The sequence below is a fragment of the Pseudomonas sp. 10-1B genome (genome assembly GCF_000935045.1).
Lineage (GTDB): Bacteria > Pseudomonadota > Gammaproteobacteria > Pseudomonadales > Pseudomonadaceae > Aquipseudomonas.
Map to the genome: position 1 here is coordinate 151,801 of NZ_JYKS01000004.1, position 13,947 is coordinate 165,747.

Consider the following 13,947-nt stretch of genomic DNA (forward strand, 5'->3'; position numbering starts at 1 on the left):
GGGGGCGAGTATGCTACGCACACTGTTTGCCTGGCTCGGCGCACTGCTGCTCGCCAACCTGGCCCATGCGGGCCCGATGCGCCTGGATGGCACCGAACAATGGACGATGAAAAGCGCCGAAGGGCGTGAATACCGCATCATGATCAGCCTGCCGGAGGGCGATGTGCCCTGGACCGGAGGCTACCCGGTGATCTACCTGCTCGACGGCAATGCCTACTTCCCCGCCTTCCACGCCGCCAAGCGCGCGCAGGAGCGCCTGCGCGGGGCGATCCTGGTCGGCATCGGCTACCCAAGCGACACGCCGCTGGACTTCGAGCGCCGCGCCTTCGACCTGTCGCCGCCGCAACCAGCCGAGCGCAACACCCCACCGCAAGGCGGGCAGGACCTGTTTCTTGACTTCATCGAGAAGCGCCTGATGCCCAAGGTCAATGCACGCTTCAAGGTTGACCAGGACCAGCGCAGCCTGGTCGGGCACTCGTTTGGGGGCATGTTCGGCGTATATGCCCTGTTCACTCGGCCGCAGCTGTTCCAGCATGTCATCGCCATCAGCCCGAGCCTATGGTGGCGCGACCGCTACCTGCTGGAGCATGAGCGGGCGTTCCGCAAGAAGGCGCAGGCCGGGCAACTGGACCTGACTCACAGCAGCCTGACGCTATTGATGGGCGAGCGCGAAATGGCGCAGGAAATACAGGATGCACGGGCCTTGCAGATACGACTGGAGGCTTTGTCGCAGTATGGCCTGCGCAGTGATTTCCAGATCGAGCCTGGGGAAGACCATATGTCGATGCCATTCCGCGTGTCAGCCCGGGTGCTGGATGAGCTGATCAGTACCCGTCGGTTCTAGGTCACCCGCTCCCCACTCCCTGTGGGAGCGCTCGCCCGCGAAGAATCCAGCGCGGTGGATGGCACCGGCTTTGCCGGTGTTCGCGGGCTTGCCCGCTCCCACAGGTACTGTGCAGGCCTCAAGCCCTACGCTGTACCTGTGGGAGCTGGCTTGCCGGCGATGAGGCCAGTCCAGGCAATACAAGACAGTTGCTCCACAGGTTATGCGGCGCGCCCACGCGCTTCGTTCACAGCGGCATATCACGCACCATAACAGTGCACTTCTTGCATCCTGCCTCATGAACGCGCAGCGCAAAATCCCACCCTGTTAGCCCTCCAACAGCCTTGGTCACATCCGTTCACATACGCCAACGTTTGCGTCTATTCCGCGCCATAACAATAGTGACCAGCGGGTCACATTTTTATCTCTTTCTCTCCTACACTCGGTTTTCGGCCCGCCATTTGCTCAACGGAAGAGTGACGAAAAAAAGTCGAACTTTACGCAAAGGCGGCGGGTCAGGAACTAAGTAGGCCAAACGCAAAGGGACTTCCCCAGCCTCGGCCCACCACCCCAACCAGTCCAATCGCCTTCGGCCGGAACGTCGATCGCGCTGTGCCTGCGCGCACGACTCAGGGGCATGGAACGCACTACGCAGCATTCAGAATCAGAGAGAACCAACACGAAACATCGCCACGGGTGCCAGCACCCGGCCAAGCATAGGGACGGAGAGAAGTATGATCAGTGCCGCTGTCGAGCCTCACGTAGATTCATTCAACCCGGACAACCGCGAACCGCTCACCCCGGACTTCGCCGCGACAGGCAAGGCACCCCAGCACAACCCCAACAAGCGCAAGATCTTGTTCGTTACCTCGGAAATCGCCGACCTGGTGAAAACCGGCGGCCTGGGTGACGTGTCCGCCGCCCTGCCCCGCGCCTTGGCGCACCTGCACGACGTGCGGGTGCTGATCCCCGGCTACCGCCAGGTGATGGAAAGCGACAACCCCATCCATATCGTCGGTGAACTAGGCGGCCACGCGGCCTTGCCACCGTGCAAGATCGGGCGCATGGACATGGCCGACGGCCTGGTCATCTATGTGCTGATCTGCCCCGAACTGTACCAGCGCGATGGCACGCCCTATGGCACCAACAACGGCCGTGACTGGCCCGACAACCACATCCGCTTCGCTCGCCTGGGCCTGGCCGCCGCGGAAATTGCCGCTGGCGAAGGCAAGATCCACTGGAAGCCCGAAGTGGTGCACGCCCATGACTGGCCCGCCGGCCTGGCGCCGGCCTACATGCACTGGCGCGGGCTGAACACCCCGACCCTGTTCACCATCCACAACCTGGCCTACCAGGGTGTGTACAGCCGTGGTTGCAGCCCGGAACTGGCGATCCCCGAGCACGCCATGCAACAAGAAGGCATGGAGTTCTACGGCAAGCTGTCGTTCCTCAAGGCCGGCCTTGCCTACTCCAGCCACATCACCACGGTCAGCGCCACTTATGCCCGGGAAATCACCACCCCGGAATTTGGCTGCGGCCTGCACGGTTTCCTCGCCAGCAAGGCCCAGCAAGGCCTGCTCGGCGGTATCCCCAACGGCATCGACGAAAGCTGGGACTCGGCCACCGACAAGCACCTGCAGCACAATTTCAGCATCAACGACTGGGAAGGCAAGGCGCGCAACACCCAGGAGGTACGTGAACTGTTCGGCCTGGACGACTGCGAAGGCCCGCTGTTCGCCGTGGTTTCGCGCCTGGTCTACCAAAAAGGCCTGGACCTGACCCTAGGCGTGGCCGACTACATCGTCGAGCAAGGCGGGCAGATCGCGATCATCGGCCGTGGCGAGCCAGAAGAAGAGCAGGCCATGCGCGAGCTGGCGCTGCGTCACCCGGGCCGCATCGGCGTGCGCATCGGCTTCAACGAAACTGACGCCCGGCGCATGTTCGCCGGCAGCGACTTCCTGTTGATGCCGTCGCGCTACGAGCCCTGCGGCCTCAGCCAGATGTACGCACAGCGCTTCGGCTCGCTGCCAGTGGCGCGCAACACCGGCGGACTGGCCGACACCATCGAGTGCGGGGTCACCGGCTTCCTGTTCAACGAGTCGACCGTGGAGAGCTACCGCGAGGCGCTCGGCCGCGCCTTCTATGTGTACGGCAAGAAGGACCTGCTCAATGCCATGCGCTGCCTGTCGATGACCCAGCCTTTCAACTGGTGCCAGGCAGTGGAACCTTACGCACGCCTGTACGAGGACTTGGTCAAGCAGGCGCAATTGAGCCACTACTGAGCGGGGACCCGAAGATGCACAGGCATGGCGCACATTTGCTGGACGCCACGTCGGCGCGCTTCGCCCTCTGGGCGCCGGATGCGCGCAGCGTGAGCGTGGAACTGGAGCGGCAGCCGCCCATCGAGCTGCTGCCCGAGGAGGATGGCTGGTTCGGCGGCATTGCCCCGTGCCAGGCCGGTGACCGTTACCACTACCGTATAAACGGTGAACTGCAGGTGGCCGACCCGGCGTCGCGCTACCAGCCCGACGGTGTGCAGGGGCCGAGCCAGGTGGTGGATGTGGCCAGCTATGCCTGGCAACACCCCTGGCAAGGCCGGCCCTGGCACGAGGCGGTGATCCAGGAGCTGCACGTCGGCCTGCTCGACGGCTATGCCGGGGTGGCCCGGCAACTGCCGCGCCTGGCCGAGCTGGGCATCAGTGCCATCGAGCTGATGCCCCTGGGGCAGTTCCCCGGTGAGCGCAACTGGGGCTACGACGGCGTGCTGCCGTATGCCCCGCACAACACCTACGGCAGCCCGGAGCAGTTGTGCGCACTGGTCGACCAGGCCCACGGCCACGGGTTGATGGTGCTGGTGGACGTGGTCTACAACCACTTCGGCCCCGACGGCAATTACCTGCACCAGTACGCCAGCCCGTTCTTCCGCGAAGACCGGCAGACCCCGTGGGGTGCGGCCATCGACTTCCGCCGCGCGCAGGTGCGCGAGTACTTCATCCAGAACGCCCTGATGTGGCTGTGCGACTACCGTTGCGACGGCCTGCGCCTGGATGCCGTGCATGCCATCGACCAGCCCGACTTCCTGGTCGAGCTGGCGCAGCGGGTGCGCGCCGCAGTGGAGCCCGGCCGGCAGGTGTGGCTGGTGCTGGAGAACGAGCACAACCAGGCCTTGTTGCTGGAGCAGGGCTTCGACGCCCAGTGGAACGACGACGGCCACAATGCCCTGCATGTGCTGCTGACCGGCGAAACCGAAGGCTATTACGCCGACTACCAGCAGCGCCCCATCGACCAATTGGCGCGCTGCCTGTCCGAAGGCTTCGTTTTCCAGGGCCAGGCCAATCGCCATGGCACGCCCCGTGGCGAGCCCAGCGGTCATTTGCCGCCCAGCGCCTTCGTATTGTTCTTGCAGAACCACGACCAGGTCGGCAACCGCGCCCTGGGCGAGCGCCTGACCCGCCTCTGCCCGCCAGCGGCCCTGCGCGCTGCCACCGGCCTGTTGCTGCTGACGCCGATGATTCCGCTGCTGTTCATGGGCGACGACGACGGTAGCTGCCGGCCGTTCCTGTTCTTCACTGACTTTCATGACCAACTGGCCGACGCTGTGCGCGAAGGCCGCCGCGGTGAGTTCGCCCATTTCAGTGCCTTCGCCGACCCGGCGCAACGCGCGCTCATCCCCGATCCCAACGCCGAGCAAACCTTCGAGGCGTCCCGCCCGCAGGCCAAGGAAGTGCTCGCCGGCTGGCACGGCCTGTATCAGCAGTTGCTCGACCTGCGCCGCCGCCACGTGATCCCACACCTGCCCGGCAGCCGCGCGCTGGGCGCTGAAGTGCATGGCGACAAGGCGCTGACCGCGCGCTGGCGCCTGGGCGATGGCAACACCCTGCGCATCGACCTGAACCTGGGCGCCACCGCGCAGGCGGTCGAGCTGCCCGCGGCGCCCACCCGGCTGTTCGACAGCAGCGACACCCGCCACCCGGATACCCACCTGGCCGCGTACAGCTGCGTGGTCAGCCTGCTTTCCCCTGCCCAGGAGCGCCCATGAGCGAAACCGCCCTGCACCGCCTGGCGAGCCGCGTCGGCCTGAGCCGCGACTGGACCGACGCCAATGCGCGGCCCCAGCGCGTCAGCGACGAAGCACTGCGCGCCATCCTCGAAGGCCTGGGCCACCCCGCCGCCGATGATGCGGCCATCGCCGCCAGCCTGCGCGCCGTGGAAGCCGCCGAAGACAGCGAGCACTTGCCGCCGCTGCTGACCGCCGACCTGGGCCAGCCGCTGGCGTTGTCGCGTTACTTCGCTGCCGCCAGCGTTGCGCACTGCACCCTGGAAGACCATGCCTCACTCAGCCTCAGCCTCGACGACCAGGCCCGCCTGCCCGGTGAGCTACCGATCGGCTACCACCAGGTGGAAATCGACAGCCGCCGCTTCACCGTGGCCGTGGCCCCGCCCCGCTGCCACAGCCTTGACGACTGCCTTGAACAGCGCCTGGACGGCAGTGCGCAACAGCTACCCCCGCGCTGCTGGGGCCTGGCCGTGCAGCTGTATAGCCTGCGACGCCCCGGCGATGGCGGCTACGGCGACTGCCTGGCCCTGGAGCAACTGGCGCGCTCGGCCGCCGAACGCGGCGCCGACGCGCTGGCCATCAGCCCCATCCACGCCCTGTCGGCCATCGACCAGGAACACTACAGCCCCTACTCACCCTCCAGCCGCCTGTTACTCAACACCCTGTACGCCAGCCCCACCGCCCTGCTGGGCGAGCGGGCCGTACGCGTGGCCATCGAAGCCTGCGGCCTGGAGCAACTGCTCGAAGACCTGGAGCAACGTCCACTGGTCGACTGGCCGCGCGCCGCCAGCGCCCGCCAGCGCTTGCTCGAAGCCCTGTACCAAGGTTTCAGCCAGGGCGACCACCCGCTGCGCAAGGACTTCGACAGCTTCCGCGAGGCCGGCGGCCAGGCCCTGGAGCATCACTGCCGCTTCGAGGTACTGCAGGCCCAGGCAGTGGAGCACGGCCTGGGCGCCGACTGGCGTAACTGGCCCAAGGCCTGGCACGACCCGTACCACCCGGAGGTGGAAGCCTTCGCCAATGCCTACCCGGCCAAGGTCGAGTTCCATGCCTTCTGCCAATGGCTGACCGAACGTGGCCTGCAACGCGCCCACGAAGCTGCCCGCGGCAACGGCATGGCGGTTGGCCTGATCGCCGACCTGGCGGTGGGCGCCGACGGTGCCGGCAGCCAGGCCTGGAGCCGCCAGGACGAGCTGCTGGCGGGCCTGAAGGTAGGCGCACCGCCCGACATCCTCAACCGCCTCGGCCAGGACTGGGGTATTTGCGCCTTCTCACCGGAAGGCCTCAAGCGCAACGGCTACCGTGCCTTCATCGAAATGCTGCGGGCCAACCTTGCCCATGCCGGCGGCCTGCGCATCGACCATGTCATGGGCCTGCGCCGGCTGTGGCTGATTCCGCAGGGGGCCAAGCCCAGCGAAGGCGCCTACCTGAACTACCCGCTGGATGACCTGCTGCGCCTGCTGGCGCTGGAGTCGGTGCGCCACCAGGCGATCATCCTCGGCGAAGACCTGGGCACCGTGCCCGACGGCCTGCGTGAGCAACTGGCGGCCAAGGCCGTGCTGGGCATGCGCGTACTACCGTTCGAGCAGACCCAGCCCGGCCAGTTCAAGCCGATCCTCGACTGGCCAGACAACGCCCTGGCCACCACTGGCACCCACGACCTGGCACCACTGGCCGGCTGGCTGGAAAACCGCGACATCGACTGGAGCCACCGCCTGCACTTGATCGACGCCGCCACCGAACTGCATTGGCGCCACGAACGCCAGAAAGAACACGACGGCCTGCGCCGTACCCTGGAAGCCAACTACGGCCCGCTGAAAGACAACGATGCACTGATCGACGCTGCCATCCGCTATGTCGGCCACACCCGTGCACCGCTGGTGCTGGTGCCACTGGAAGACCTGCTGGGCTGCGACGAACAACCCAACCTGCCGGGCACCACCAGCGGCCACCCCAACTGGCGCCGACGCTTTGCCCGGCCGGTACGTGAACTGCTCGACGACGACGATGCCGCACGGCGCCTGGAGCTACTGGCCCAAGCCCGCGAACAAGCCGGGGAGCGTGACCGATGAAGCCGCTGACCGCGACCCAGCGCCTGCAGTTTCACAGTGACTTCACCCTCGATCACGCCGTGCCGCTGGTGCCGTACTTTGCCCAGCTGGGCATCAGCCACCTGTATGCCTCGCCCATCCTCAAGGCCCGCGCCGGCTCGCGCCACGGCTACGACGTGGTCGACCCGACCTGCGTCAACCCCGAGCTGGGCGGCGAGGCAGCACTGCAACGGCTGGTCGCCGCCCTGCGCCAGCACGGCATGGGGCTGATCCTCGACACCGTGTCCAACCACATGGCCGTGGGCGGGGCCGACAACCCCTGGTGGCAGAGCCTGCTGGCCTGGGGCCGGCGCAGCCCGTATGCCGAATTCTTCGACATCCAGTGGCACTCCAGCGACCCGCTGCTGGCCGGCCAACTGCTGCTGCCATTCCTCGCCAGCGACTACGGCGTAGCGCTGAAAAATGGCCAGATACCGCTTGAGTTCGACCCGCACCACGGCCTGCTACAAATCGCCCATTACGCGCACCGCTTCCCGATCTGCCCGGTCGACTATGGCTGGATCCTCGCCTTCAGCCCGGAGCCGGCGCTGAAGGCGCTGGCCGAACACTTCACAGCATTGAACGCCTCGCCCGCCCCGCTCGCCGATGCCCTGCCCCTGCACACTGAGCTGGCGCGCCTGGTACGCGAAGGGGCCGACCTCGAATCCGCCCTGGTGGCCTTCGACAGCCGCAGCGAAAACGGCTTCAAGCGCCTGCACCTGCTGCTCGAACGCCAGACCTACCGCCTGGCCAGCTGGCGCACCGCCGCCGACGACATCAACTGGCGACGCTTCTTCGATATCAACGAGCTGGGCGGCCTGCGCGTGGAGCGCGCAGTGGTGTTCGAGGCCACCCATGCCAAGCTGTTCGAGCTAATCGAGCGGGGCCTGGTGGACGGCCTGCGCATCGACCATATCGACGGCCTGGCCGACCCGCGTGGCTACTGCCGCAAACTGCGCCGGCGGGTCGATGGCCTGCTGGCGCGGCGCCCCCTGCACGCTGCCCTGGAGCACTTCCCCATCTACGTGGAAAAGATTCTTGGCCCAGGCGAACACCTGCACCGCGACTGGCTTACCGACGGCACCACCGGCTACGAGTTCATGAACCAGGTTTCGCTGCTGCAGCACGACCCGGCGGGCGAAACGCCGTTGACCGAACTGTGGGCCAGCATCAGCGAACGCCCGGACTTCCCCGAAGAGGTGCGCCAGGCGCGCCACCTGGTACTCAACGCCAGCCTGGCCGGCGACTGCGAATCGGTGGCCCAGGCGCTGCTGCAGGTGGCGCGCAACGACCTGATGACCCGCGACCTGACCTTGGGCGCGATCCGCCGGGCCTTGCAGGCACTGGTCGCGCATTACCCGGTGTACCGCACCTATTTCAACGCCTGCGGGCGCCCGGCCGAAGACGAAGGGTTTTTCCAACAGGCCTTGGCCAATGCCCGTCAGGACCTCGGCGAAGCCGACTGGCCGCTGCTCGAACAGCTTGAACGATGGCTGGGCGGACAAGCCTGGCGCCAGCTGCCGCCGGGCCGCGCTCGCAAGCAACTGCGCCACGCCTGCGTGCGCTTCCAGCAACTGACCGCGCCGAGCGCCGCCAAGGCCGTGGAAGACACCGCGTTCTACCGCAGCGCCCGGCTGCTGTCGCGCAACGACGTGGGCTTCGAGGCGGAGCAGTTCAGCGCCCCAGCAGAACACTTCCACAACGAAGCCCAGCGGCGCCTGCGCGACTTCCCCGACAACCTGCTGGCCACCGCCACCCACGACCACAAGCGCGGCGAAGACACCCGCGCGCGCCTGGCTGCGCTAAGCGAGCGCGGCCCCTGGCTGGCCAGCCGGGTGCAACACTGGCGCGAGCTGGCCGCGCCGCTGCGCGAGCAACTGGACGACGGCCCGGCGCCCAGCCCCGGCGACGAGCTGATGCTGTTGCAGACCCTGCTGGGCAGCTGGCCACTGCAGCTTGACCTGCACGACGACAACGCCCTGCGCCAGTACGCCGAGCGTGTTCGCCAGTGGCAGCAAAAGGCCCTGCGCGAAGCCAAGCTGCGTAGCAGCTGGAGCGCGCCGAACGAGGCCTACGAAGGCGCCTGTGCCCGCTACATCGACGGCCTGCTGCTGGACAGCGAGAACCAGCAACTGCGCAAATCCCTGGCAGATGCCGCGCAACTGCTCGCCTGCCCCGGCGCCCTCAATGGCCTTGCCCAGGCCCTGCTACGCATGACCGTACCCGGTGTGCCCGACCTGTACCAGGGCAATGAATACTGGGACTTCAGCCTGGTCGACCCGGACAACCGACGCGCCGTGGACTACGCTTGCAGGCGTCGCACCCTGGACAGCGCCACGCCCACGGCCGAGCTGCTGGCGCACTGGCGTGACGGCCGCATCAAGCAGGCTCTGGTCGCCCGGATGCTGGATTGCCGCCAGGCGCATGCCGAACTGTTTCGCCGTGGCGCCTACCTGCCGCTGACGGTGCAGGGCCGCCATGCTGACAAGGTGCTTGCCTTTGCCCGCCTGGGGGAAGATGAACGCGCCATCGTCGTCGTCCCGCGCCTGGCCAGCGGCCTGCTCGGTGGCGCCGCAACACCGTTGATCCCGGCACAGAACTGGGACGACACCCGGCTGGTTCTGCCGTTTGCCTTGTCGCCTGCCAACTCCACGGGACTTTTCGCCTGCACGGTGGTCAGCGCTACTAGGGAGCTGATGTTGAGCGCCGTGCTGGCGGAGTTTCCGGTGAACCTGTTGATACAACAATCTTGAGCATCAGGAGCGTCATGATGAGTGTCGATGAAAAGCGTATCCGCGAATTTGCCTACCAGATCTGGGAGTCCGAAGGTAAGCCCGCCGGCCAGGAGGAGCGCCACTGGGAAATGGCCCGCAAGCTGGCCGAGGCCGAGGCGCTGGCGCCCAAGGCAGCGCCGCGCAAGCGCGCGCCAGCCAAGCCCAAGGTAGCGGCGCAACCCGAGGCCCCGGCCGAGCCCAAGGTGGCCGCCTTGCCGGGGGTGAAACCGGCTGCGGCGAAAAAGCCTCGGGCGGTGAAAAAGCCTACTGCTGGTTAAGCCTGGGCCGGCCTCTTCGCGGGCTTGCCCGCTCCCACAGGATCTCCACAAGGCTGGAGGTTGGTGCTGTAGCTGTGGGAGCGGGCGAGCCCGCGAAGAGGCCAGTGCAGGACTGCACAACCCTCCCTTCCACCACGGCCACTTGAGGACCGCCATGAGCCCCCGCACCGCGAAGAAAACCCGCTCAGTCGCGCCATCGCGCATCCGCGAAGGCCTGCCCTTCCCCCTCGGCGCCACCTGGGATGGCCTTGGGGTCAACTTCGCCCTGTTCTCGGCCAACGCCACCAAGGTCGAGCTGTGCCTGTTCGACTCCACCGGCGAGCAGGAAATCGAGCGCATCGAACTGCCCGAATACACCGACGAGATCTTCCACGGTTACCTGCCCGATGCTCATCCCGGGCTGGTCTATGGCTACCGTGTCTACGGCCCCTATGAGCCGGAAAACGGCCACCGTTTCAACCCCAACAAGCTGCTGATCGACCCCTATGCCAAGCAACTGGTCGGCAGCTTGAAATGGTCCGAGGCCCTGTTTGGCTACACCATCGGCCACCCCGACGGCGACCTGTCGTTCGATGAGCGCGACAGCGCGCCCTTCGTGCCCAAGTGCAAGGTGATCGACCCGGCCTTTACCTGGGGCCGCGACCAACGCGTGCTGATCCCCTGGGAACGCACGATCCTCTACGAGGCCCACACCCGCGGCATCAGCATGCGCCACCCGGCCGTGCCGGAAAACCTGCGCGGCACCTTCGCCGGCCTTGCCAACGACGAATTGCTCAAGCACATCAAGGAGCTGGGCGTTTCCAGCATCGAACTGCTGCCGATCCACGCCTTCGTCAACGACCAGCACCTGCTGGACAAGGGCCTGAACAACTACTGGGGCTACAACAGCATCGCCTTCTTCGCCCCCCACCCGCGTTACCTGGCCAGTGGCAAGATCGCCGAGTTCAAGGAGATGGTCGCGCACCTGCACGACGCCGGGCTGGAGGTGATCCTGGACGTGGTCTACAACCACACCGCCGAAGGCAACGAGCGCGGCCCCACGCTGTCCATGCGCGGCATCGACAACGCCTCCTACTACCGCCTGATGCCTGACGACAAGCGCTACTACATCAACGATTCTGGCACCGGCAACACCCTGGACCTGAGCCACCCCTGCGTGCTGCAGTTGGTCACCGATTCGCTGCGCTACTGGGCCGGCGAAATGCACGTGGACGGCTTCCGTTTCGACCTGGCGACCATCCTTGGCCGCTACCACGACGGCTACAGCGAGCGCCACGGCTTCCTCGTCGCCTGCCGCCAGGACCCGATGCTGAGCCAGGTCAAGCTGATTGCCGAGCCGTGGGACTGCGGCCCGGGCGGCTACCAGGTGGGCAATTTCGCCCCTGGCTGGGCGGAGTGGAACGACCGTTTCCGCGACACCGTGCGCGCGTTCTGGAAAGGCGACGAAGGGCAGTTGGCCGACTTCGCCTCGCGCATGACCGCCTCGGGCGACATGTTCAACAACCGCGGCCGGCGCCCCTATGCCTCGGTCAACTTCGTCACCGCCCATGACGGTTTCACCCTGCGCGACCTGGTGTCGTACAACCACAAGCACAACGAAGACAACGACGAGAACAACCAGGACGGCACCGACAATAACCTGTCGTGGAACTGCGGCGTCGAAGGGCCGACCGACGACCCAGGCATCAATGCCCTGCGCATGCGCCAGATGCGCAACTACTTCGCCACCCTGCTGCTGGCCCAGGGCACGCCGATGATCGTCGCTGGTGACGAGTTCAGCCGTACCCAGCACGGCAACAACAATGCCTACTGCCAGGACAGCGAGATCGGCTGGGTCAACTGGGACCTGGACCAGCAAGGCGAGGATCTGCTGGCCTTCGTCAAACGCCTGACCCGCCTGCGCCTGGCCTACCCGGTTCTGCGCCGTTCGCGCTTCTTGGTGGGCGATTACAATGAGGCGATCGGGGTCAAGGACGTGACCTGGCTGGCACCGGATGGCAGCGAGATGAGCGTGGAACAGTGGGAAGACCCCCACGGCCGTTGCCTGGGCATGCTGATCGATGGCCGCGCGCAGGTCAGCGGCATTGCCCGGCCGGGCGCCGAGGCCACGGTGCTGCTGATCGTCAATGCCCACCATGACACCGTGCCGTTCAAGCTGCCGGCGGTGCCCGCAGGGGATTACTGGAGCTGCCTGGTCGATACCGACCGGCCGGAGTTGCGCAAGGGGCAGCATTTGCAGTTCGACAGCAGCTTCGAAGTGAAGGGGCGGTCGATGTTGCTGATGGTGCTGCAGCGCGATGAAGAGTGAACGTGACAGTGCTGACAGGTGTTTGCCACAAGGTATGCAGCGCCTATGAGATCGAGCGCCGCCCGCGCGGCGCTCGATCTCATAGGCGCTGGCAATGCCATGGCGGATACCCGCGAAGCGCCGGTGTAGCAATTATTCTTCATAGCCACCGTGCGGCAAATAGCGAACCCCGCTATACCCATCATGTTTAACTGGAAAATCAATGGCTTGAACAGAGTCACGAAACATCGACAGCGCCTTCACGTTTTCTTGACGCAAGCCGCGACCTCTCCTTAGCTGAACATTATCTAGTAGTAAAGATCTCGCGCCGGGCCTCTAGCTCGCGCCTTCGTGCGCGCTGGCGAACGGCTGGCGCGCTGGTTTGGGTCGCCCACTGTTTTTGCCGTACAGCTCGTGACAACAGGCCAGGTCCTTGGGCTGTACCCCACAAAAACATAGGAGATCCGCCATGAAAAGCACCTCGAACCCCTTGCGCTTCGACAGCATTTTCTACGCGGTTTCCACGTCGCTGCTTCTGGCAACCCCGGTGGAAACTTTCGCGTTCGAATTGCAGGATGACCCCACCTCGCCCAGCTTCCTGCAGCAGCCGGCAGTGCCGCAGTTGTCGCTCGAGCCGGTCAGCGCCAGTGGCTTGAGCATGGCTACCTTGAATGAGTTTTCACAAAGGATGAGCACGCGCCACGGGCAGGCGACACCGGACCTGGTCGCCAGCCAATGGACGCAGTTCTTCCCCTCCTCCGCGCGCAGTGGCGCACGCGCCCCAGAGCACCTGGAGGCGCCCAGCCAGCAACTGATGATCGGCCCGAACCTGTTCGTGCGTGAAACGTCAGCGGGGAATGTGCATCGGGCGGGCATCTTCGTAGGGCACAACAACTTGCAAAGCAGCTTCAACGGCATGCGCCCGCTGCTGGGCGACAAGCAGCGCAATGCGGTGAACCTGAGTGGTGAAAGCCTGGGCGTGTACTGGAGCATGACCCATGAGCAGGGCTGGCACCTGGATGCCGTGGCCATGGGCTCGCGCATCGATGTGCTGGGCCGTGGTGAGAGCGGCCAGCGCCTTGACGATAGCGGCCACGCGATGACCTTCTCGGTGGAGGGCGGCTACCCGATTCGCCTGAACGGCAACTGGGTGATCGAACCCCAGGCACAGTTGATCAACCAACAGTTCTTCCCTGGCAACCAAGTGCAGGAAGAGACCTTGCAGGCCTTCGACAGCCAGCCGAGCTGGAGTGGCCGGGTGGGTGCCAAATTGTCCGGGCGCTATGAAGTGCGCGGCATGCCCATCGAGCCCTATGTGCGGACCAACGTATGGTATGACTTCAGCAATGCCGACGGTGTGAAGCTGGACCAGGTCGACAAGATCTCCAGTTCGCGCTACTCGACCACGGTGGAACTGGGCTTGGGGCTGGTGGCGCGGGTGACGCCTTCGGTGGCCATGTTTGTCAGTGCCGATTACAGCAGCGACGTGGATGGCAATGACCTGAATGGGCTGATTGGCAGCCTTGGGGTGCGGATGCGCTGGTAGGCAGGTTAGGCCCTTTCGCGGGTGAACCCACTCCTACACAAGGATCACCGCCGGTTTCGAAATCACCGCCGGTTTCGGGGATCGGTGTAGGA

9 protein-coding genes are annotated in these 13,947 nt (G+C 65.7%); 8 read left to right on the top strand and 1 reads right to left on the bottom strand.

Annotation, left to right across the window (positions count from 1 at the left end; genetic code table 11):
* Window positions 1–10: 10 nt before the first annotated feature.
* From TZ03_RS02645 to glgX, 7 genes are all read left to right on the top strand, one after another.
* A complete protein-coding gene (locus tag TZ03_RS02645; RefSeq protein WP_051095606.1) occupies window positions 11–844 on the top strand; it encodes an alpha/beta hydrolase in 834 nt (277 codons plus the stop codon).
* Between the two features lie 713 nt (window positions 845–1,557).
* Window positions 1,558–3,105: a glycogen synthase GlgA gene (gene glgA / locus TZ03_RS02650; protein WP_051095607.1), complete on the top strand. Its 1,548-nt coding sequence runs from the start codon at window positions 1,558–1,560 to the stop codon at window positions 3,103–3,105.
* Window positions 3,106–3,119: 14 nt separating this feature from the next.
* A complete protein-coding gene (gene treZ, locus TZ03_RS02655) occupies window positions 3,120–4,862 on the top strand; it encodes a malto-oligosyltrehalose trehalohydrolase (RefSeq protein ID WP_051095608.1) in 1,743 nt (580 codons plus the stop codon).
* The gene (gene malQ, locus TZ03_RS02660; protein ID WP_051095609.1) at window positions 4,859–6,952 is read left to right on the top strand and encodes a 4-alpha-glucanotransferase; all 2,094 of its coding nucleotides are present in this window, start codon (window positions 4,859–4,861) and stop codon (window positions 6,950–6,952) included. The genes treZ and malQ overlap by 4 nt, the downstream gene beginning before the upstream one ends.
* Entirely contained in the window at window positions 6,949–9,723 is a 2,775-nt protein-coding gene (locus tag TZ03_RS02665; RefSeq protein ID WP_051095610.1) for a malto-oligosyltrehalose synthase, read from the top strand. Before malQ ends, TZ03_RS02665 begins: the two co-directional genes overlap by 4 nt.
* A 14-nt stretch (window positions 9,724–9,737) precedes the next feature.
* Window positions 9,738–10,022, top strand: coding sequence for a DUF2934 domain-containing protein (locus tag TZ03_RS02670; RefSeq protein WP_051095611.1), 285 nt, complete (start codon window positions 9,738–9,740; stop codon window positions 10,020–10,022).
* 154 nt (window positions 10,023–10,176) lie between these two features.
* The gene (gene glgX, locus TZ03_RS02675) at window positions 10,177–12,330 is read left to right on the top strand and encodes a glycogen debranching protein GlgX (RefSeq protein WP_051095612.1); all 2,154 of its coding nucleotides are present in this window, start codon (window positions 10,177–10,179) and stop codon (window positions 12,328–12,330) included.
* Window positions 12,331–12,462: 132 nt separating this feature from the next.
* On the opposite strand, the gene TZ03_RS31725 is transcribed toward glgX, so the two are convergent.
* Window positions 12,463–12,588, bottom strand: a complete 126-nt coding sequence (locus TZ03_RS31725) for a hypothetical protein (protein WP_269082540.1) — start codon at window positions 12,586–12,588, stop codon at window positions 12,463–12,465.
* 190 nt (window positions 12,589–12,778) lie between these two features.
* On the opposite strand from TZ03_RS31725, the gene TZ03_RS02680 reads away from it, so the two are divergent.
* Entirely contained in the window at window positions 12,779–13,855 is a 1,077-nt protein-coding gene (locus tag TZ03_RS02680) for an autotransporter outer membrane beta-barrel domain-containing protein (protein ID WP_051095613.1), read from the top strand.
* The last annotated feature ends 92 nt before the right edge of the window (window positions 13,856–13,947 follow it).